The 22,165-nt window shown below is 41.8% G+C and carries 19 protein-coding genes; 17 read left to right on the forward strand and 2 right to left on the reverse strand.

Translation table 11 applies throughout. The features are described from left to right. The first annotated feature begins 112 nt into the window (after positions 1–112). From hemW to IGI54_RS04690, 6 genes are all read left to right on the forward strand, one after another. Positions 113–1,261 carry a radical SAM family heme chaperone HemW gene (gene hemW, locus IGI54_RS04665; protein WP_430621290.1) on the forward strand — a complete coding sequence of 383 codons (1,149 nt, stop codon included), beginning with the start codon at positions 113–115 and terminating at the stop codon, positions 1,259–1,261. Between the two features lie 121 nt (positions 1,262–1,382). After that, entirely contained in the window at positions 1,383–2,423 is a 1,041-nt protein-coding gene (gene hrcA / locus IGI54_RS04670; protein ID WP_071861158.1) for a heat-inducible transcriptional repressor HrcA, read from the forward strand. A 32-nt stretch (positions 2,424–2,455) separates the two neighbouring features. After that, the gene (gene grpE, locus IGI54_RS04675; protein WP_430621291.1) at positions 2,456–3,007 is read left to right on the forward strand and encodes a nucleotide exchange factor GrpE; all 552 of its coding nucleotides are present in this window, start codon (positions 2,456–2,458) and stop codon (positions 3,005–3,007) included. Between the two features lie 44 nt (positions 3,008–3,051). Continuing rightward, positions 3,052–4,881 carry a molecular chaperone DnaK gene (gene dnaK / locus IGI54_RS04680; RefSeq protein WP_071861160.1) on the forward strand — a complete coding sequence of 610 codons (1,830 nt, stop codon included), beginning with the start codon at positions 3,052–3,054 and terminating at the stop codon, positions 4,879–4,881. A 425-nt stretch (positions 4,882–5,306) separates the two neighbouring features. Then, positions 5,307–6,467 (forward strand): molecular chaperone DnaJ, encoded by a 1,161-nt coding sequence (dnaJ, locus tag IGI54_RS04685; RefSeq protein ID WP_137613704.1) that lies wholly within the window; start codon positions 5,307–5,309, stop codon positions 6,465–6,467. Positions 6,468–6,557: 90 nt separating this feature from the next. Then, a complete protein-coding gene (locus IGI54_RS04690; RefSeq protein WP_430621292.1) occupies positions 6,558–7,538 on the forward strand; it encodes a plasmid pRiA4b ORF-3 family protein in 981 nt (326 codons plus the stop codon). A gap of 126 nt (positions 7,539–7,664) precedes the next feature. Here IGI54_RS04690 and mprF read toward each other — a convergent pair whose 3' ends face one another. Together mprF and IGI54_RS04700 are read right to left on the reverse strand one after the other, a co-directional pair. Further along, positions 7,665–10,244 (reverse strand): bifunctional lysylphosphatidylglycerol flippase/synthetase MprF, encoded by a 2,580-nt coding sequence (mprF, locus tag IGI54_RS04695; RefSeq protein WP_313630215.1) that lies wholly within the window; start codon positions 10,242–10,244, stop codon positions 7,665–7,667. Next, positions 10,244–10,975, reverse strand: a complete 732-nt coding sequence (locus IGI54_RS04700) for an alpha/beta fold hydrolase (protein ID WP_430621293.1) — start codon at positions 10,973–10,975, stop codon at positions 10,244–10,246. Before IGI54_RS04700 ends, mprF begins: the two co-directional genes overlap by 1 nt. A gap of 184 nt (positions 10,976–11,159) precedes the next feature. Between IGI54_RS04700 and IGI54_RS04705 the strand changes: the two genes are divergently transcribed. The 11 genes from IGI54_RS04705 (at position 11,160) to IGI54_RS04755 (ending at position 22,124) form a co-directional block, all read left to right on the forward strand. Beyond that, positions 11,160–11,795 (forward strand): lysozyme family protein, encoded by a 636-nt coding sequence (locus IGI54_RS04705; RefSeq protein WP_430621294.1) that lies wholly within the window; start codon positions 11,160–11,162, stop codon positions 11,793–11,795. Between the two features lie 148 nt (positions 11,796–11,943). Further along, positions 11,944–13,764: a DNA primase gene (gene dnaG / locus IGI54_RS04710; RefSeq protein ID WP_430621295.1), complete on the forward strand. Its 1,821-nt coding sequence runs from the start codon at positions 11,944–11,946 to the stop codon at positions 13,762–13,764. 22 nt (positions 13,765–13,786) lie between these two features. Beyond that, the gene (gene rpoD / locus IGI54_RS04715) at positions 13,787–14,896 is read left to right on the forward strand and encodes an RNA polymerase sigma factor RpoD (protein WP_071861166.1); all 1,110 of its coding nucleotides are present in this window, start codon (positions 13,787–13,789) and stop codon (positions 14,894–14,896) included. A 261-nt stretch (positions 14,897–15,157) separates the two neighbouring features. Continuing rightward, a complete protein-coding gene (locus IGI54_RS04720; protein ID WP_430621296.1) occupies positions 15,158–17,020 on the forward strand; it encodes a cell division site-positioning protein MapZ family protein in 1,863 nt (620 codons plus the stop codon). 203 nt (positions 17,021–17,223) lie between these two features. Further along, entirely contained in the window at positions 17,224–18,081 is an 858-nt protein-coding gene (locus tag IGI54_RS04725) for a CvfB family protein (protein ID WP_430621297.1), read from the forward strand. A gap of 112 nt (positions 18,082–18,193) precedes the next feature. Beyond that, complete coding sequence (locus tag IGI54_RS04730; RefSeq protein WP_216428804.1) at positions 18,194–18,649, forward strand: Fur family transcriptional regulator; 456 nt, start codon at positions 18,194–18,196, stop codon at positions 18,647–18,649. Between the two features lie 114 nt (positions 18,650–18,763). Continuing rightward, positions 18,764–19,654: a site-specific tyrosine recombinase XerD gene (gene xerD / locus IGI54_RS04735; RefSeq protein WP_071861170.1), complete on the forward strand. Its 891-nt coding sequence runs from the start codon at positions 18,764–18,766 to the stop codon at positions 19,652–19,654. 59 nt (positions 19,655–19,713) lie between these two features. After that, the gene (locus IGI54_RS04740; RefSeq protein WP_071861171.1) at positions 19,714–20,094 is read left to right on the forward strand and encodes a GNAT family N-acetyltransferase; all 381 of its coding nucleotides are present in this window, start codon (positions 19,714–19,716) and stop codon (positions 20,092–20,094) included. Further along, complete coding sequence (locus IGI54_RS04745; RefSeq protein WP_430621298.1) at positions 20,081–20,827, forward strand: segregation/condensation protein A; 747 nt, start codon at positions 20,081–20,083, stop codon at positions 20,825–20,827. The genes IGI54_RS04740 and IGI54_RS04745 overlap by 14 nt, the downstream gene beginning before the upstream one ends. Continuing rightward, positions 20,824–21,405: an SMC-Scp complex subunit ScpB gene (gene scpB, locus IGI54_RS04750; RefSeq protein ID WP_430621299.1), complete on the forward strand. Its 582-nt coding sequence runs from the start codon at positions 20,824–20,826 to the stop codon at positions 21,403–21,405. The genes IGI54_RS04745 and scpB overlap by 4 nt, the downstream gene beginning before the upstream one ends. After that, complete coding sequence (locus IGI54_RS04755; RefSeq protein WP_430621300.1) at positions 21,405–22,124, forward strand: pseudouridine synthase; 720 nt, start codon at positions 21,405–21,407, stop codon at positions 22,122–22,124. The genes scpB and IGI54_RS04755 overlap by 1 nt, the downstream gene beginning before the upstream one ends. Positions 22,125–22,165: the final 41 nt, after the last annotated feature.

Below are 22,165 nucleotides of genomic sequence, written 5' to 3' on the forward strand. Positions count from 1 at the left end.
AATAGTTAAGATTATTTTTTGAAGGTTGAAATCAAGCGGGGAAAGATTGTTAGCAGAAAAATTTATGTTAGAATACCTCTTGAACGCATACAGCATTAGAAAGAGGAATTACATGACACAATCTACTTCAGCTTACATTCACATTCCATTCTGTGAACACATCTGTTACTACTGCGACTTTAATAAAGTCTTTATTGAGGGGCAGCCAGTCGATGATTATATAGAAGCATTATTAAAAGAAGCACGGCTTGCACTGGTGAAGAACCCAGTAAAGAAAATGGCGACAGTTTACGTCGGCGGCGGCACGCCAACCTCTTTGAGCGCAGCCCAATTGGATCGGCTGTTAAGTGGACTGCGGGAGATTTTGCCTTTTGATCAAGGTGAATTCACGGTTGAAGCGAATCCTGGGGATCTTTCAGCGGACAAATTAACAGTCATGAAAAATTACGGCGTCAATCGTTTGTCCATGGGGGTGCAAACCTTTGATGATCGGTTGCTAAAAAAAATTGGCCGTAAGCATACGGCACAAGATGTTTATGACACGATCCGCTTATTAGAAGAAAAGGATTTTCGCAATGTGACGATAGATTTGATTTATGCGCTTCCCGGTCAAAGTTTAGAAAGTTTTCGTGATACGGTGGCAAAAGCGTTAGCGTTAGACTTGCCTCATTATGCGTTGTATTCGTTGATTTTAGAAAATCAAACAATGTTTATGAATTGGGTACGACGAGGGAAAATGCAGCTGCCGGAGCAAGAGATCGAAGCTCAGATGTATTCGGAAACAATCGAAGCAATGGAAAAAGCCGGCCGCAAGCAATATGAAATTAGTAATTTTGCGACACCGGGCTTTGAAAGTAAACACAATCTCGTCTACTGGAACAATCAAAATTATTTTGGCTTAGGAGCAGGTGCTAGCGGCTATCTAGGAAATCGGCGCTATAAAAATCGCGGTCCAATCCAGCATTATTTAAAAGCGTTGGCAGCGGATCAGCTGCCGTTGCTGGAGGAAGAAGTACTGACCCGTAAAGAACAGATCGAAGAAGAATTGTTCCTCGGCTTAAGAAAAATTTTAGGAGTAGAAAAACGCGTTTTTGCTAAACGTTTTGGTCAAAGTTTGACGGAAGTTTATGGCCCATTGATTGAGCAATTAAAGGCGCAAAACCTCTTAGTGGAGAGCGATACAAGGATTCATCTGACCAAGCAAGGATTGTTTCGCGGCAATGATGTTTTCCAAGAATTTTTACTGAATAAAAATGATTAGCACTCTTGTTCAGAGAGTGCTAATTTTTTGTATTTATTCCTTGACTTCTTTAACAGATGTGGTATATTAATAATCGAGTTAGCACTTAAAAAGAAAGAGTGCTAACTAAAGGATGAGAAGAATGTTAACAGAAAGACAAAAACTGATTCTCAGCTTGATCATCCAAGACTTTACCAACACGGGTCAGCCGGTTGGATCAAAAAGGTTAATGGAAGAAGGCGTGAAAGCAAGTTCCGCGACTATCCGCAATGATATGAAAGCCTTAGAAGAGCTAGGTCTGTTGGAGAAGACTCATTCTTCATCTGGACGAATTCCTTCGATTTCTGGGTATCGTTATTATGTGGATCATTTACTAACGCCAGCGAAGGTGAGCAATCAAGAAGTAGATCAGATTCGCAGTTCGCTAAAAAAAGATATTCACGAGATTGATGATATCATTCAACAATCTGCTAAAATGCTTTCTCAAGTGACCAGCTATACAGCATTTTCTCTCGGTCCAGAAATGAAAGATCGGACGTTAACCGGCTTTCGGATCGTGCCGTTGAATGATCGGCAGATTTTAGCGATCATCGTGACGGATAAAGGCAATGTGGAAAGCCAAGTGTTTCGCATTCCGGAAAATGTCGCGAGTCAAGATTTAGAGAAGATGGTCCAGATCATTAATGATCGTTTAGTCGGACAGCCTTTAGTGAGCGTCTATCAGAAATTAAGAACAGAGATTCCTATGATCTTGCATCGCTATTTTCAAACTACCGAAGGTATCAGTCATTTGTTTGACGTGATTTTGAACGATGCGTTTGAAGACAAGGTCTTTGTGAGTGGCCGGATGAATATTTTGAATTTTAATCCAGAACAAGACTTAAACCAAGTAAAATCAATGTACTCTTTAATGCAGAATTCCGATGAGTTGACGCAGCTTTTATTGCCGTCAGACAATAACATCCATGTGCGGATCGGTGCTGAACTCGGCAACGATTTGTTTGATCATTTAAGTATGATCCAGGCGAATTATGAAATTCGCGGACATGGCCGTGGAACGATCGCATTGTTAGGGCCGACATCGATGCCTTATTCAAAGGTCTTTGGTTTATTGGAAGTTTTTCGTTATGAGTTAACAAATGCATTGAATGATTATTATCGTTCGTTGGATTTGTATCATTAATAGGATTTCTAAAAAGAAAGGAAGTACGCGTGGTGGCAAAAGAAAAAAAACACGAAGCGGAAGAAGAATTAGAAGAGGTTGAAACGACTGAAACTGATCCAACTGAAGCAGAAGAAATCGACATCCCGGAACTTTCGGAAGTTGAAGCGTTGACTGAGAAATTTAACGAGATGGAAGATAAGTTCTTGCGAGCTCGCGCTGAGATCGCGAACATGTCGAATCGCAACAAAAATGAACGTGAACAGCTTGTTCGTTACCGTTCACAAGACTTAGGCAAGAAGCTGTTGCCGGCGATCGATAATTTAGAAAGAGCTTTAGCAACTGAAGTGACTGACGATCAAGGAGCCAGCCTGAAAAAAGGGGTTGAGATGGTACTTGAAAGTTTGTCTGTTGCATTGAAAGAAGAAGGTATCACAGAAATCAAGGCAGAAGGTGAAGCCTTTGATCCTAATCTACATCAAGCGGTTCAAACCGTTCCTGTAGATGACGATCACAAGGCGGACACGATTGTCACTGTCTTGCAAAAAGGCTATCAACTACATGACCGCGTATTGCGTCCCGCAATGGTCGTTGTAGCTCAATAATAAATCAATCTAAAATTAATAAAAGAAAAAGGAGATTTTCAACTATGAGTAAAATTATTGGTATTGACTTAGGAACAACAAACTCAGCAGTCGCTGTCTTAGAAGGCGGAGAAGCTAAAATCATTACAAACCCAGAAGGAAATCGTACAACGCCATCTGTCGTTTCATTTAAAAATGGTGAAATCCAAGTCGGAGAAGTTGCAAAGCGTCAAGCAGTAACCAATCCTAACACGATTTCTTCAATCAAACGCCACATGGGCGAAGCTGGCTACAAGGTAGATGTTGAAGGCAAATCTTACACACCACAAGAAATCTCAGCGATGGTTTTACAATACATCAAAGGCTTCGCGGAAGATTATCTAGGCGAAAAAGTAGAAAAAGCAGTCATCACTGTTCCTGCTTACTTCAATGACTCACAACGTCAAGCAACCAAAGACGCTGGTAAAATCGCTGGCTTAGAAGTTGAACGGATCGTCAACGAACCAACTGCCGCAGCATTAGCTTATGGTTTAGACAAAACAGACAAAGACGAAAAAATCTTAGTATTTGACCTTGGTGGTGGTACCTTCGACGTGTCAATCCTTGAATTAGGTGACGGCGTATTCGACGTATTATCTACTGCTGGTGACAACAGTCTAGGTGGGGATGACTTTGATAACAAGATCATCGATTTCTTAGTTGCAGATTTTAAACAAGCGAATGGCATTGATCTTTCTAAAGATAAAATGGCGATGCAACGTTTGAAAGACGCTGCTGAAAAAGCGAAAAAAGATTTATCAGGTGTCAGCTCAACACAAATCAGCTTACCGTTTATCACAGCTGGCGATGCTGGTCCATTGCACTTAGAAACAACTTTATCTCGTGCGAAATTCGATGAAATCACAGCTGACTTAGTAGAGCGTACGAAGAACCCTGTTCGTCAAGCGTTGAAAGATGCTGGCTTATCACAATCTGATATTGACGAAGTTATTTTAGTCGGTGGTTCAACTCGTATCCCTGCAGTTGTTGAAGCAGTCCGCAAAGAAACAAATAAAGAACCAAACAAATCTGTTAACCCTGACGAAGTAGTAGCGATGGGTGCAGCGATCCAAGGTGGCGTGATCACTGGTGATGTGAAGGACGTTGTCTTACTAGACGTAACACCATTATCATTAGGGATCGAAACGATGGGTGGCGTGTTCACTAAATTGATCGACCGCAACACGACGATCCCAACAAGCAAATCACAAGTATTCTCAACTGCTGCTGACAACCAACCTGCAGTAGACATCCATGTCTTGCAAGGGGAACGTCCAATGGCTGCGGATAACAAAACATTAGGTCGCTTCCAATTAACTGATATTCCAGCGGCACCTCGTGGCATCCCTCAAATCGAAGTATCATTTGATATCGATAAAAACGGGATCGTAAATGTATCTGCAAAAGATTTGGGAACACAAAAAGAACAAAAAATCACGATCAAATCTTCATCTGGTTTATCAGACGACGAAATCGATCGCATGGTGAAAGACGCTGAAGCAAACTCTGAAGCGGATAAAGCACGTAAAGAAGAAGTAGACTTACGTAATGACGTGGATGCTTTACTATTCTCTGTTGATAAAACATTGAAAGAATTAGAAGGCAAAGTAGACGCTGATGAAGTCAAAAAAGCAGAAGATGCTCGCGATGAATTGAAAGCAGCAGTCGAAGCCAACGATATCGAACAAATGAAAGAAAAACGTGACGCGTTAAACGAAATCGTTCAAAACTTAACGGTTAAACTTTACGAACAAGCGGCTCAACAACAAGCAGATGCTGATCCAAACGCAGCGCAAGGCGGCGCGGATGATGTCGTAGATGCTGATTTTGAAGAAGTTAACGATGACGACAAATAATTGATTCGTTGCTAAAGGCCAAAGTCATCACTTTGGCCTTTTTTCTTTCAAATTTATAAAAGCTTAGCAAACTCGTTCAGCTTTTTGCCAGTTTTTCTTCTCGCTTTAGCGAGATTAGAAAAAAGGTATGCGTAATGACAATCAGATTCATTTTTCGTGTTTTTGGAAAAATGATTACCTAATTAGGAGTTAGCTGAGCAATAAGACTAAAATTTTGAGAAATGGCTTCTCACATTTAGCAAAATTTTCGCTTATTGCCGAAAAAGCTAGTTCGTTAAGCCGGACATCCAGGACGACTTCTCGAATATTGCAGTAAATGTTTATTCAGTAAGTTGAACATCTTAGAAAAAATCTAAGAAGAGTATCGTATCGATTTTTTGTGTGATACAATACTAACGATTCTATGAAATTATGGAGGGAAGCCAATGGCTACAAAACGAGATTATTACGAAGTCCTTGGAGTACAAAAAGGCGCTTCGGATGATGAAATAAAAAAGGCTTACCGCAAGCTTTCCAAGCAATACCATCCGGATATCAATAAAGAACCTGACGCAGAAGAAAAGTTTAAAGAAATCTCTGAAGCCTATGAAATCTTAAGTGATGCCCAAAAACGGGCAGCTTATGATCAATACGGTCATGCGGGAACTGATCCAAACTTTGGTGCTGGCGGAGCAGGTGGCTTTGGCGGTGCTGGTGGTTTTGGTGGAGCAGGCGGCTTTGGGTTTGAAGATATTTTTGAATCTTTCTTTGGCGGCGGTGGTTCTCGTCAAGCCGATCCAAAAGCTCCAAGACAAGGTTCTGACCTACAATATTCCATTAACTTGGAATTTGAAGAAGCAATCTTCGGTGTTGAGAAGGATATCAAATACAATCGCGAAGAAACTTGCCACACTTGTCACGGAAACGGCGCAAAACCAGGGACTGAACCAGAAGTCTGTCATAAATGTCATGGCGCTGGAACAATCAATGTGGAACATCAAACGCCGCTTGGCCGTGTGATGAGCCGTCAAACCTGTGATGTTTGTCATGGAACAGGGAAAGAAATCAAGGACCCTTGTCCAACTTGTCATGGAACAGGTCATGAGAAACGTCCGCACACAGTCAAGGTCAAAGTACCGGCTGGGGTCGAAGATGGCCAACAAATGCGTTTAGCAGATCAAGGGGAAGCGGGCATCAACGGCGGACCTTATGGTGATCTTTATGTGGTCTTCAAGGTTAAAGAGAGCGATCTCTTCGATCGTGATGGCGCAGAGATTTATTACACCTTACCGTTAAGCTTTGTGCAAGCAGCTTTAGGGGATGAAATCAATATTCCGACCGTTCATGGTGATGTGAAATTGAAAGTCCCTGCTGGAACACAAACGGGTGCGAAGTTCAGATTGCGTGGTAAAGGTGCGCCAAGATTACGAGGCAATACCAACGGTGACCAACAAGTCACGGTAAGAATCATTACACCGAAAAACTTGAACGACAAGCAACGTGAAGCGCTGCGAGCCTTTGCGGAAGCTGGCGGTCAAACGGTTAGTGAACAAAGAGAAGAAGGTTTCTTCGGAAAAATGAAGGATGCCTTTGGCGGAAAAAAATAATCTTAGCGGTTCAATCAATTCAGTGTTGATTGAACCGCTTTTTTCTTTTACTATTAATAAGAAGAGAATAAGTGTCGAAGGAGGGTTCGCATGGACAAGCTAGACAAGTTATTTGATCGAATGACGAGAGACATGCTGCATTATTTTATTGCTGGTGGGCTGGCCGAACCGGATGGACTTATTCGCACAGTGGAATTTTATTTGAGTTTTGTAGATAAAGGCAAATTGTCTGAGAAATTATTAGACAAACAAATTGTTGAAGATGCGCTGATTCATCATCTGCCGAAGCATATGCCGCTCTACATTGATGAGAGTTTTTATGCTTACCAGATTTTATTGGATCTTTATAATGCCCTGTATCATGAAAATATTATTAGTCAAGAAGATTGTAAGGAGCTGCAGTTTTTTATCTATCTCAACAAGCGAACATTTTTGACACGAATGAGCAATCCTAATTTTTGGTCAAAGACCAAACTTGCTATTATGGATGAATGGCGTGAAGGAAATTTTGAGATTGAAGATCCTTACAATGTAACGGATTATGAGCTAGATAAGCCGACGAAGAAGGTTTATCCTGACAATATTTTGCAATTTCCTAAAAGCAATAAACAAACGAGGCTTAAAAGCTACGTGGTTCGTGTCGATTTGAAAGGCTACAAGCCGCCGATTTGGCGCCGATTGAAGATTCCGGCCGGTATTTCCTATGGCCGGTTGCATCGAATCTTACAAGTGGTTTTTAGTTGGGAAGATTGCCATCTTCATAGTTTCTTTGTCGATCGCAAGGAGTCGATTGGGCCTAAAGAGTCTGGAGTCGCCGAGTTTTCTGAAGCAGAACGTTTGATTGATGAAGATTTTCGCGAAGGCGTGAAAATCGACTACCTCTATGATTTTAGCTGTGAGTGGGAACACCAGATTTTAGTGGAAAAGATAAATCAAGCAGAATTGGAGCCGGTTACCTTTGCGGTTTGTTTAAAGGCGAAGGGTACCACGCCAGCGGAAGATTCAAAAGGACATGAAAGCTGGAAAGACTTTGATTTAGTGGACTTGAACAAACGATTAAGAGAAGAATGATCGGCGGCGCAGGAGCGATTTTGAAAGTAAAATATTCATGGACAATGAGATTATGGCAGTGGGTTGCTATGGTCTTTTTTTGTTTCCAAGAGAACAATCAAAAAAGCAGCTTCTGAAAAGAAGCTGCTAATCCTTAAACAGGAATCGACGAATGCCGCTGTATTTTTTTTCTTCTTGGATCGGCGCATTGTCGGTGATTAGAAGAGCGATCATGACGTAACCAATCCAGCTGTCACGAGAATAAAGGACATATTCCGGCAGCCACTCATTGGCGTATTTGTCTTTGTATTCCTTCAAACCGCCGAAAGAGTAAAAACGGGAGCCAAAGTTATAAACGAGATAAGCAATCCGTTCTTGGGTGAAACTTTTTCGTTGTGTACCGACATTGGCCAATGGAGCCATACCTAAATCGAAATATTCCAAACCTTCCTCATCCCGCATATATTGGAATAAGTTGATAAATAGGAAATCCATCGTCCCGCTAGGCGCTTTATCCGGATCATGCCGCATCAGATCAATCGTTCCTAATTTATCGGTGTACGTCGGCATGAAGTTGGCGAAAGCGACGATCTCCGAATCACTATTTTTAATGACGGCGATTGGTGCTCGCTGTAAATAGTCTTCGGTGAAGAAGCCCAAGGAGAAGCCTTTTTCTTTGCGGCCGTTTAACCATTTATCGGAAACAGCTTGTAAGTTTTGCATCGTTGCTGCTGAGAAAGGTGGCTTGATTACATCGAATTGATAGCCTTCTTTTAAGGCTTTGTTGACACTGGCACGCTGGCCTTTCATCTTTTTCCCGCTGGTGGTGAAAGTCGGTAGGTAGACATGGGCACGTTCGCCGAATTTAATGAAGTCATAGCCAAATTCGTGCAGAATCATCACCATTTCTTCGCTGTTTTCGTAAAAGACCGGCAAGTAATTATAGCGATCGACTTCATTGATCAGTGCTTCAGTGGCTGCTTCGAAATCACTATTTTTGCCTGATGGATCACCCATGACTAAGATTTTATTATTAAAGGTTGAGAGTTGGAAGAAGACCGTATCTTCTTCACCGTCGTTGTAATAAAACACTTTCTTGTCTTTAAGAAAGACTAGCTGGCTGTCAGGATTGCCCCCGTGATTCGTCAAAATATGTTGAACCCGAGCCTCATCTAAAGGTTCACCGATTTGAACCCGTTTATTTTTCAAGAAGCGAACAAACAATAAAATAATAAAGGACACGATCAAGATAGCGACGAAGCCCACGATCCAAATCTGTTCGCTAGGGAATAGAAAAAATTCCGGCAGATGATGACGATGATGGATATTGGGGCTGTTGTAGACACCAATGATGATGTAGAGAATTGCTAAGCCCCCCATGATCAAGCCATCGATCGTCAACCATTCCGCTGAATAGACCAACTGTTCGCGGAACAATTCGTTTTTAGAGAAAATAACAAAAATCAGTAGCAAAGCTAAAAAGAAGCCAGTGGAAAGTCGAAATCCGGCTAATAATGAATACGAGAAAGTCAGGGCGACGACGATGATTGATGGCACGTATACACGGCGTACTCGAGCTGCGACCCCGCGACCTGAAACAATCAATAAGAAACCTAACAGAATCGCTGGAAAAACGACGATCACTCGTGAGCGAATCGGATTCAGATGTTCCAAAAAGGGCATTTTGATAAAGGCTTCAGGAATTGTTGCAGATAAAACTAACATGATCCCAGTAAAATATAAGAAAAACGTTTCTAATTTATGAACCAATTCCTTTAATAAACTGATTGGGATGCCGCTGTATCGCATATTGATGGTAGAACCCAAATTTTTGAAGAAGAACACTAGTCCAATCGCAAAAGGCACTAGATAGTAAAAAAGTCGGAACAGCAGTAACCAAGCAACGACGGTCTCACGCGGCGTACCGAGAGCAGATAAGCCGATGATCATCATGAGATCAAAACTACCTAATTCCCCCGGGATCATTGAAACAATCCCAATCACAGTCGCGGCGATAAATAAAGGAACTGTATCACGAATGTTTACGTGGATACCCATCAATAAGCCAGTAGCGATAAAACTGACAAGGACCCCCGTCCACTCAAGAAAGGAAGTTGCGATTAGTTGTAAACGGTGAGAGCTTTTCAGGTCGCCTAAGTATTCACCTTTGCCAAAAAGACTCAGACAAAAGACGATAGGGAAATACAACCCACCGCCGATCAACCAGATCCAATATTGTCGCAGAAATTGATTGTGGTCATCAAAAATAACTAAGAAAAATGAAATCAACGCGTAGATCGACAAGCCGGACATGGTGAATACAAGAATTTTTGATAAAGCCTGCAGCACTTTTTTTCCTGAGGTCTTTTTGCCGTAAAATTCTGACCGCAATCCAGCGCTGACGAAACCGCCGAAACCAACGATATTATTCAAGGTGTTGATCAGCCAACTTGTTTCAAAGACAAAAAGCTTTTTAGGCTTTTGCTCTAAAATTTGATTCAAGGTAAAGTCGTAGCCGATCATAGGAATAATTGAAATAAGGCCAATGAGTGCCATTAATAAAATATTGCCAACGCTGATTCGACTGAAAATCGTCGAAAGTTGATCAATAGAAATCGTCTTTGCCACGTTTGAAAGTTCGAAAATAACGATCACGATAACTGAAATTAAAAAAATCATTTTAAGCTTATTTAAATGAACTTTAAACCAATTGATGAACTTACCCATTAAATCACTCCTTCATTGTCTAAAAGAAATTGTAAGACTTCTTGATTGAATCGTTTAGGATTGCGCCGTGCAAACATATGCCCCTGACCAGAAACGATCGCAAAGCTTGCCCCTGGGATGGATCGAGCGATATACATGGAATGCTGGGTTTTGATCGAGTCATGCTTGCCTACGATAACCAGTGTCGGTGCTTTAATCTGATTCAAATCTTCCGTCGTCAAACCGATATCATGGAAAAGTAAGCGCAAGATCGGCAAGAAGTTCCGCATGCCGGTATCAATAAAGGCGCCGATCCAAACAATTGCATATTGGATGTAACTTAATATATGGGGGAGCACTCGCACGCCGCTTGGGACGGTATTACCGGCATTTAAAATTAAGTGATCGACCTTTTCGGGATACATTCGAGCGAAAACCATTGCTAAGTTTGCCCCGTCACTAAAACCTAGCAAATCGGCTTGCTGGACCTTTTCTTGGTCCATAATCGTAGCCAAATCCTCCGCCATGACTTGGAAGCTCGTTTCTTTTTGTGTATTCGTAGACCGCCCGTGTCCACGGCTGTCTACAACGAAAACATTAAAATGTTTGCTAAAGCTGTTTAATTGTCTCGAAAAATATTTTCCGCTGCCGCCGTTGCCATGGAGTAAGAATAGCGCTGGTCCTTGCCCGTATTTTTCATAGTATATTTCCGATCCGTCACTCATTTGTGCCGTTTTCTTTTCGTTTCTCACAAGATCACCTACCGATAATAAGTATACCGATTTTTCCGGAGATTTCCCATTAATATAATCAAAAGAAAAAAATGAAAACTTTAGAATGATTAATTTAATATAAAACTGACAGTTTTCTCTTTCAAAGTTTCAAGGTGTTCTTGTAGTATGAAGAAAGAAAAAAAGAGATGGTTGGGCAGATTTTATGTTGAGATTAATCGGGAAAACATTAAAAATAATCGTAATACTAGCAGTTTTCGTCATCCTTGTAATTGGCGGGAGCTTTGCAGTACGAACATATAAACAGACAAAAGTCGTCAATAGCTATCGCCCGGAGGTTCAAGAATTAGCGGACCAGGCGGGGGTAGGGACTTACACAGATGTTATTTTAGGGATCATGTATACGGAGTCCAAAGGCAAAGGAACCGATCTGATGCAAAGTTCGGAAAGTGCGTATGGCACTCGTGGAAAAATCAGTAGTCAACAAGAAAGCATTGAAAGTGGCGTGAAACATTTTTCGGAAAGCTATCAACAAGCCAAAGCGGCGGGCTGCGACTTAAACACGGCGATTCAGGCCTATAATTATGGCACAAATTATATTCAATACGTTAAAGAACGCGGCGGTAAAAATACGGTGGAACTGGCGGAAAAATATTCCCGTGATGTCTTATCCCCGGGATATGGTAATAATCAGCAACAAATGTATCGCTATATGCAAGTCCAATCGGTCATGTATAATGGCGGCTATCTTTACCAAAATGGCGGCAATATGTTTTATGCCGAAATGGTCCAAATGAACAAGCAATTTTTAACGCTTTTTCAACGGCTTCAAAAGGGATAAAAGTATGAGCGGAAAGCTTGTAATAATAAAGAAATATGCTAAAATGATAACTGTATAAGTTCGTCTAAAAAAATCGCGCTGATTGAAGAAAGAATTAGGGCGTTTTTTTACGGCTGTTATCATATTTTTTGGGAATTGGGGTGAGGTTTTGGCGCAAAGAATTCCCCAACAGGTGATCGACGAGGTTCGTGAAAAGACGAATATCGTTGAGGTGATTGGTCAATATGTCCAATTAAAAAAATCTGGGAAGAATTATTTAGGTCTTTGTCCGTTTCACGAAGAGAAAACCCCGTCATTTTCAGTCGCCGAAGATAAACAGATTTTTCATTGCTTCGGTTGTGGCAAAGGTGGTAATGTGTACACCTTTTTACAAGAACTGGAAGGGATCAGTTTTCCTGAAGCGGTAAAGAAAGTTGCTGAGTTGGAACAAATTCCTTTAGCTATCGAGATTTCCTCAGAACCCGTGACGCAAACGTCTAGCGGACAGCAGCAATTGATCGCATTGCACGAGCGCACGAGAGATTTGTATCATCATTTATTGATGAATACAAAAGTCGGCGAAGAGGCCTTGGTTTATCTTCATGAACGGGGGTTAAGCGACGACTTGATCCGCGAATTCAAGATCGGCTTTGCTCCGAACCAGCGTGATTTTCTCGTTCAAATTGCTCAGCAAGATAAAGTGTCAGCGGATTTGATGGAACGCAGCGGGTTATTTATTCGACGTGATGACGGCAGTTTTAGTGATCGTTTTTATCAGCGAGTAATGTTTCCACTGAATGATTTTAGAGGAAAAGTGATCGGCTTTTCCGGCCGTTGGTTAAAAACAGCGGAATTTTCAGGGGAAGATCAGCCAAAGTACCTGAATTCACCAGAGACTGAATTATTTAATAAACGCCAAGTTCTATTTAATTTTGACAAGGCTCGCAACGAGATCCGCAAGCAAGGTGAAGCGATTTTATTCGAAGGCTTCATGGATGTTTTAGCCGCTTGGCAAGCAGATATCAAAATTGGGCTGGCGTCAATGGGAACGAGCTTGACGGAGCAACAAATTGCCGCTATCGAGCGGATCACTGGTCAAGTCGTGATTGCCTACGACGGGGATAATCCCGGTCAAGCGGCAACCGATCGCGCATTGACCATCTTAGGAGCGCATAGTCGCTTGCAGCTTGCTACCGTGACCGTTCCTGAAAAGCTCGATCCGGATGAATATTTACGAAAATATGGTGTGACTGAACTGCAAAATTTATTGCGGCATGGTCGTCAAACACCTTTTGCATTTAAGATGCATTATCGTAAAAAGGACTTGAACCTAGAAAATGAAGCGGACCGTTTGAATTATTTAGAAGCGGTGATGCAGGATTTGGCCAAGGTCCAATCGCCGGTGGAGCAGGATCTATATTTGGGACAGCTATCCAGCGAGTTTCATGTCACGCGGGACAGCTTGAAGCAGCAGTTGCAAATGGTACGCCAGAGTATTCGTTCAGAACGACGCCAACAGCCGACCAATATCGCAGTTGTACCGTCTGTTCCAGTCAAACGAGTGTTGACTAAAGAAGAAAAGGCGGAGCGAATGCTGTTGTATCGCAGTATGAATGAAAGTTCGATTCGTGAGCAACTAGTGCAGGAAGAGTTTCAATTTATCCACGATTCCTATCAGGAATTGCTTCTTTACTTAGATAGTTATATGATGGTTCATGGAAATTTCGTTTTGGTGGACTTCTTGAACTATTTAAAAGAAGATGCGATGAAGCAGTTAGCCATCGACATCTCTATGATAGCCATGTCAGAAGATAGCAACGAACGTGAGATCTATGACTTGACGCGGGTCATTTCCCAAGCTGGCATTGCTGAAGAAATCAAACAACGACAAAAAGAGCAGCTTGAGGCCAGAAAAAGTGGGAACCAGCAACGAGAATTAGAGTTGACCGTTCAAATTATCGAATTGACGAAACGCTTGAAACAAGCCTAGAAGTGAAAGGGGCATTTATTTTATGGCAGATGTAAAAAACAACAAAGAGTACCAAAAAGCTTTAGCAGCCTTCATCAAGGAAAAGAAACCTTTGGGACAGGTGGTTTATGATGAACTAACCAATCGTATGGCGACTCCTTATGCGTTGAACGCTGAAGCGATGGATGCATTAATCCAAAAAGTCGAAGATGCTGGGATCAGTGTCGTTGATGAAAATGGTGAACCTTCAAAGGCTAGTTTAAAACAAAATGAAAAAACGGCAAAAGCCGCTCAAAAAGAAGATCTTTCTGCGCCAACTGGTGTGAAGATCAATGATCCGGTTCGGATGTACTTAAAAGAAATCGGCCGTGTGTCATTATTAACAGCGCAAGAAGAAGTTGAACTTGCTTTGTTAATCGAACAAGGAGATCAAGAAGCGAAGCAACGTTTAGCGGAAGCCAACTTACGTTTAGTAGTAAGTATCGCGAAGCGTTATGTCGGTCGTGGAATGCAATTCCTTGATTTGATCCAAGAAGGAAATATGGGCTTAATGAAGGCCGTCGAAAAATTTGATTACCGCAAAGGATTCAAATTCTCAACTTACGCGACTTGGTGGATTCGTCAAGCCATCACTCGTGCGATCGCTGACCAAGCGCGGACGATTCGGATTCCGGTCCATATGGTTGAAACCATCAATAAATTGATTCGGGTACAACGTCAATTACTGCAAGATTTAGGTCGGGAACCGACACCGGAAGAAATTGGTGCGGAAATGGATCTGCCAACAGAAAAAGTTCGTGAAATCTTGAAAATCGCTCAAGAGCCTGTGTCATTGGAAACACCAATCGGTGAAGAAGATGATTCACATCTAGGTGATTTCATCGAAGACCAAGAAGCGACTAGTCCGGCTGAACATGCGGCTTCTGAAATGTTGAAAGAACAATTAGAAGATGTTTTGGATACATTGACGGACCGTGAAGAAAATGTCTTGCGTCTGCGCTTTGGTTTAGATGACGGTCGAACTCGTACATTGGAAGAAGTCGGTCGAGTCTTTGGGGTTACTCGTGAACGGATTCGTCAGATCGAAGCCAAAGCCTTACGGAAATTACGCCACCCATCACGCTCTAAACAATTGAAAGACTTTTTAGAATAAGATAGACGAACTCCTTGAGAATTCTCAAGGAGTTTTTTTATTCCAAAAGCTAGAAAATAATGATGAGAGAATTTTTCAGCGATTTTGAACAAAAACTAGCTGTTTTATAGTCTTTCTAAATAGCAAGAGCACTTAGAATATGGATCATGCACGCTTTAAATAGAATTCATTATTTTTGATTAATTCAATCAAAAATTGCTTGGAACTTCCCTAAACATATGATAGATTAAGGCATAAGTTTTAAAAAAGGAGCCGATTTCATTGCAAAAATGCCCTAACTGTGGATTTGAACCAGTCGAAGGATATGCAACTTGTCCGAAGTGTGGCTTTTCATTACAGTTAAATGATCAAAAAGAGATTGAAGATAGAAATGATACCATCGAATGGTCTGAGCTTGCCGATATGCCAATTGAATCCGTCCAAAAGATGTTTAAAGAAAATGAGGAGAAAATGAGGGAAGAGGAGAATAAAAAAAATTCTACTGAAGAAATGCCTGAAATGAATCCGATTTTGGCACGTTATATTCGTGAGCACAAAGAAGGCGCCATTGAAGAAGAACCTGAAGAGAGCCTATTAGAAACTGGAAATAAAACAGACGAACCTAAGTCTGAAAGCACTCCGATAGATGAAACACCAACTGAGTCCGCTGAAAAAACGGTGGAGGCAGACGAAACAGAGTCAACTGAGCCTAAGATAGAAGAAGCGGCACCAGAGATGCCTGACGCTGAACTCGAACCAGAAAATCAAGAGACGGTACCTGCTGTTGAAGCTGAAGCAGTTGAAGCCGCACCAAAAGAAGAATTTAAAGAAGAACCTTCAGACGAAAATGAAGAGTCAAAAGAAGAACCAGCAGAAAATTTGTCTGAACCAGTTGAAGTGACAACCGACTCTGACCTTAATTCAAACGAGCCAGCGGCCGTGGAAGAAGCGTCAATTGCTCCTGAACCGTTAGCAGCTGCAACCAAAGTTGAAAAAGCGGAAGAGCCTGAGAAAGCGGCGGTTACCTCTGAGTCTATCAATGAAACTGAACCAGCCGTAGCTACAGAATCAGCAGCAAAAGCATCCAAGCCGACGGGAGAAGGACCTAAAAAAAATCGCAAGAAGCTGTATATCACATTAGCGGCGGTGGCGGTTTTAGGAATTGGCGGCGGTTATTATTATCATCATGAAAAAGAAGTCGAAGCTCAACGGATCGCTACAGTGAAAAAAGAAAACAAAGCGATCGACACGATTGAACAGGATCTCGCTAGCTTTTACACGGATGGTCAGCAGACCTTCTTAGCTGCGGATAAGGTCAATGAAAATACCGATCAACTAGCTGACGAGATAGCGCAATACAAGGGTCATAAGCGCTATGATACAGTCAAAAAAGAATACGATGAGTTAGTCGCGAAGCAAAAAGCTCAGCAATCGGTGGATCAATTATTCACGAGTGCAGCTATCAATGGAGATAAACTTGCTGATAAGCCATTGTTAAAAGCGGCTGAACCAGTCGACTTGACCATCAATACGGGTGATACCCAATTTAATACGTTAATGAATCAAGCTATAGCCAACGCCAAAGATCAATATGCCAAAATTGAAACGGCTAAGCAAAAAGCGGATGTCTTATTAAAAGACGGCAATGTGATCGATTCAGTCAATCGCGATCAATACAATGCAGCCAATGACGCGGTGAAGGCCGTTGCTAATCAAGCATTGGTTCAAACGCAAAAGGATGAGTTAGCGAAAGTCGATCAAACCTTAAAAGATAAAGAGAAAAAGGCGGCTGATGAAAAAGCTGCGGCCGAGAAAGCGGCGCAAGAAAAAGCCGAGCAAGAAAAGGCGACGCAAAACCAAAACACAAGTAGTAGCCAAGCTGGCGATACTAGCAGCGATGCTTACGCTTGGGCTCCTGGTGTGAAGGAAAAAGTTATCCAAACCTGTATTTCTCGTGGGTACATTGTGGAAGGCGGTTATCGTTTGGAACCTGTCAAAGTTGAAAATGGTGAAGGCTATTACAACTTATATGCTACTTCAAATCGGGCATCTTTGACAAAAGGGTACACGGATGCGGACTTACCAATGTATTTAGTCACCATCAACTGTAAAACTGGCTGGTTCAAAGGAAACGGACCGAATTAAATTAATTTGAAAAAGTTGAGATAGAAGCGGTTATCAGCTTCAAATAGTTGAAGCCGCACTTCTAAAACAACGAGTATTCGTAGATAAAGGAGCTAGGAAAGTAATTTTTTCCCAGCTCCTTTATCAGTTTTATTGCTTCATAAAGTAAATAGAGTAAAATAGTAGAAGAATAAATAAACAGACGAGCTGTTAGGAGAAAAAAGATGAATGAATTATTAGGTCAAGTTTTCACAGGACTGATTATTGATGAAAACGAAACAATGTATTTGGTGCAAAAGAATGGAGTTACTTTCCGGCTAGCAAAAACAGATGAGGCGCCACATGAAATCGGTGAATCTATTGAGGGCTTCGGCTATGTGAATCAAAAGAAAGAAGCAATCTTTACGACGGAGATTCCAAAAGTGCGGATCGGTCACTATGCCTTTGGCGAGGTGACGGATGTTCGTCGTGATTTAGGTGCCTTTGTGAACATCGGCTTACCAGATAAGGACATGGTGGTTTCTTTAGATGAGATGCCAACCATGAAAGAATTATGGCCGAAAAAAGGCGACCGTCTGATGATTAGTCTGCGAGTGGATGAGAAGGATCGGATGTGGGGTGTCTTAGCGGATGAAGCGATTTTCCATTCCATGAGTCGAACTGGAAACAGCGAGATGCAAAATGAGAACAAAAAAGGAACAATCTATCGCTTAAAAGTCGCCGGCTCGTATTTGATTACTGAGGATTTCTACTTGGGCTTTGTCCATCCTTCAGAACGTTATCAAGAACCACGCTTAGGAGAAGTCGTCGAGGCTCGGGTGATTGGTGTCCGGCCTGATGGTGTGCTGAATATGTCATTGAAGCCGCGAAGTTACGAAATGATCAATGACGATGCCGCGATGGTCTTGACTATGCTGCAACGCAATGCCACACATACGTTGCCTTTTTGGGACAAGTCAGCTCCAGAAGAAATCAAGGAAACTTTCGGCATCAGTAAAGGCCAATTCAAGCGGGCAATCGGCCATCTGCTGAAAGAAAAATTGATCGAACAATCAGAAGGCGAAATTCGTTTAAAAAGCTAATTGAGAATGTCTTGCATTAATTAGGTTGATAAACTATAATAATTCTAAGAAAAACAGCAGTAATGCATTGTTTTATTTATAATTATTATAAAGTAGATTGAGGAGGGTTCTCGTGAACGCAATTCTAGCTTTACAAAAAACCAAAAAGCAACTTCATGATTCTGGCTTCAAATTAACCCCTCAGCGTGAAGCGACCGTTCTCGTTTTATTGGAAAATGAAAAGGATCATTTATCCGCCGAAGAAATTTATTTTTTAGTGAAAAGAAAAAGTCCTGAGATCGGGTTAGCAACCGTCTATCGGACATTGGAAATTTTGACAGAGCTGCACATCGTCAATAAAATCAGCTTTGATGATGGCTTGGCGCGTTATGATCTGCGTAAAGAAGGCGCGGAACATTTCCATCATCATTTGCTTTGTTTGGAATGCGGCAACATCGAAGAAATCGAAGAGGATTTACTAGGTGAGGTGGAACGGGTAGTAGAATCACGCTTTCATTTTATCGTGAAGGATCACCGTTTGACTTTTCATGGGATCTGCCAAAGCTGCCAAGCAAAAAAAGAAGCGTAAAGTTTCGAGAAAAAATTCGAATCAGTTATAATAGAATTGTAGAGTCCCTTGTCAAGATACGTGCTATCATTTCAAGGGACTTTTTGGTATGATAAAGCGGAAAGTGGTGAAAAAATGGAAGAACAAATAACAGAATACTTGCATTTTTTATCGATCGAACGAGGACTTTCCGAAAATACTCGTACCAGTTATCAACGAGACCTGAAACAATATTTGGCCTTCTTGACTGAACAAGGGATTACGGAATGGCAAGCAGTTGATCGATATCTTGTTGTGGCTTTCTTAGGAAGTTTAACCGAAGCGGGGAAAGCTTCAACGACGATAACCCGGATGATCTCCAGCCTGCGTCGTTTTCATCAGTTTCTACGTCAAGAACGGTATACGGATCATGATCCGATGCAGCATATCGATAGTCCTAAAAAGGCTCAAAAGCTGCCTCAGACGCTTTCCATCGCTGAAGTGGAGCGTTTAATTGCAGCACCAGACACGACTACTGATTTAGGCATTCGCGACCGCGCCATTTTGGAAGTAATGTATGCGACAGGTTTGCGGGTCAGTGAGTTAATCAGCCTGAAGCTGGGTGATATCCATTTAGAGATGGGTCTGTTACAAACAGTCGGTAAAGGGGATAAAGAACGGATCGTTCCGTTAGGTGATTACGCCATCCATTGGCTGGAACGTTACCTTGCGGAAGTTCGACCGTTAATGACGAAGAAAACGCCGAATGAGCCGTATCTATTTGTCAATAATCATGGACATGGCTTGAGTCGCCAAGGAATTTGGAAAAACCTCAAGCAATATGTAATTAAGGCGGAAATTACAAAGGATGTCACGCCCCATACACTACGTCATAGCTTTGCGACCCATTTGCTTGAAAATGGGGCGGATCTGCGGACGGTTCAGGAGCTATTGGGACACGCGGACATTTCTACGACCCAGATCTATACGCATATTACGAAACGACGGATGACAGAAGTCTACAAGGAATTTTTCCCAAGAGCCTAAAAGAAGCAATAACCCTATTTGAAAGAAAAGTTCCTTAAAATGAATAAGGAGGAGAAATGATGTTAACAGATTATCGAAAAAATCAACGAAAGATCGCGATGGGTCTTTTAAGCTTTCATGCCAATTTAAAAGATCAGCAGCATTTACTAAAAGAGATTGATACTTATCAAGAAGATGATCGTTATAATCTTTTTTGCTATTACGATGAACAATCTGACAATGTCCAAGGAGTGATTGGGATCAGTCAGTTGGAAGATCAGGAAATTGTGCTGCATGATATCAGCTTAAACCCCTCTTATCGCGGAGAAGGTGTCGGCTTTAAAATGATGAACGAGCTGCAACAGCTATTTCCCGATCAAAAAATAATTGGTACACCAGCCACGTGTACTTTTTTAGCGAAATGGCAGGAGCGGGTAAGGTCAAACGATGGAATCGATTAGTTTAAAATTAGATGTCTTTGAAGGTCCACTGGATTTGTTGCTGCATTTGATTCAGCAATTGGAGATCGACATTTACGATATTCCGATTGCTGATGTCACCGAGCAGTATATGAATTTTATCCATACAATGAAGACACTGGAGCTGGAAGTAGCGGGTGAATATTTAGTGATGGCAGCTACGTTGATGTCAATCAAGAGTCAGATGTTATTGCCTAAGCAGGAGTTGGACTTTGAATATGAGGAAGAGGAAGGCGAAGATCCTCGTGAAGCATTGGTCCAACAGTTGCTAGAATATCGTAAATATAAATACGCGGCCTCTGTTTTATCTGAAAAGGAACAGGAGCGCAGTCTCTTTTATACAAAGGCACCAATGGATCTTTCGGATTATGAGGAAGAGATTTTACCATTGCCGCAGAATCAGCTAAATACGATTGATCTTTTTTTGGCGCTCCACGATGTGCTGCAGCGTAAAAAAAGAAATCAACCGGTTGAGACAACAGTTACGACAGAAACAATCACTGTTGACCAAAAAGTTGCAGAGATCGGCAGCCGTTTAGAAAGACTGTCAGAAGATGAAGGGCTGACCTTGGAGTCTTTTTTTGTGCAATACACTAAGGACGAAGTGATCACCACCTTTATGGCTTTGTTGGAATTAATGAAAAAAGGCCAAGCCACAGCGAAACAAGCGGAAACCTATGCGCCGATTTTGATATTTAAAGGAGCCATTTTATGAATCAATTGAGTCAAATCGAAGCCATGCTTTTTGTGGTAGGAGAAGAAGGAATCGGGCTGGAAGAATTAGCTTTCACGTTAAAAAAATCGACACCGGAAATCTACCAAACGGTTAGCGAATTGAAGGAGAATTATGAAAGCAACGAAGCTTCCGCACTGACTATATTAGAAGTGGGCAATCATTTTGTTTTAACAACCAAAAAAGTTTTTGCACCGTTATTGAAGGATTTTGCCCGCTCACCTTTAGCTAACCGGCTGAGTCAAGCAGCACTAGAAACCCTTTCGATCATCGCCTATAAACAGCCGGTGACGCGCTCAGAGATTGACGAGCTGCGAGGGGTGCAATCCAGTGGAGCTGTCCAAACACTGGTGGCTCGTCAATTGATTGAAGAAAAAGGTCGGGTCGACGGCCCAGGTCGGGCAATATTATACGGAACAAGCACTTATTTTATGGATTATTTTGGCTTGAAGGACATGGAAGACTTGCCAGACGTGCAAAAAATGGAAGAAGATTTAGCGGATGATGAAGAACCGCTTAATTTGTTTTATGATCGCTTTAAAGAAGAGGATGGACAATAATGGAAAGATTACAAAAAATTATCGCCCACGCGGGCATCGCGTCAAGACGCAAGGCCGAAGATTACATAACCGGCGGAAGAGTCAAAGTCAATGGAGAAGTTGTCAAAGAATTAGGGACTAAGGTTGGTAAGAAAGACTTGGTTGAAGTCGATGGTGTGCCAATCTATCAAGAAGAGCCCGTGTATTATTTGTTTTACAAACCACGTGGTGTTATCTCGGCAGTAGCGGATGATAAAAAGCGCAAGGTCGTCACGGATTATTTCGCGGCTGTTCCAGAACGGATTTATCCGGTTGGTCGTTTGGATTATGATACTTCAGGGATTTTGCTTTTGACTAATGACGGCGATTTTTCTCAGCGTTTAGCCCATCCAAAACATCAAATCGATAAGGTCTATGTAGCAAAAGTTAAAGGCTTCGCAGAAAAAAGAACGTTATATCCATTAACAAAAGGAGTTCGGATCGAAGGGAAAAAGACGGCACCCGCTCGTTTTGAGATTCTCTCAACCGATAAAAAGGCCGAAACAAGTATTGTGGAATTGACCATCCATGAAGGCCGCAATCATCAAGTTAAAAATATGCTGGCAGCGGTGGGCTTACCTGTCCAAAAATTAAAGCGGGAGCGCTATGGTGACTTGACCTTAAAAGGTTTGCGTCCTGGTGAATATCGCCGGTTAAATACGAAAGAAATCAATACGTTGTTGAATCAATCGAAAGAATAAACTTATTTACTTGTTTTTTGATAGTAAACTTGTTATAGTTA

Origin of the sequence: Enterococcus sp. DIV0800 (assembly GCF_050559735.1) — a bacterium.
In the GTDB taxonomy this organism is placed as follows: Bacteria; Bacillota; Bacilli; order Lactobacillales; family Enterococcaceae; genus Enterococcus_A; species Enterococcus_A devriesei.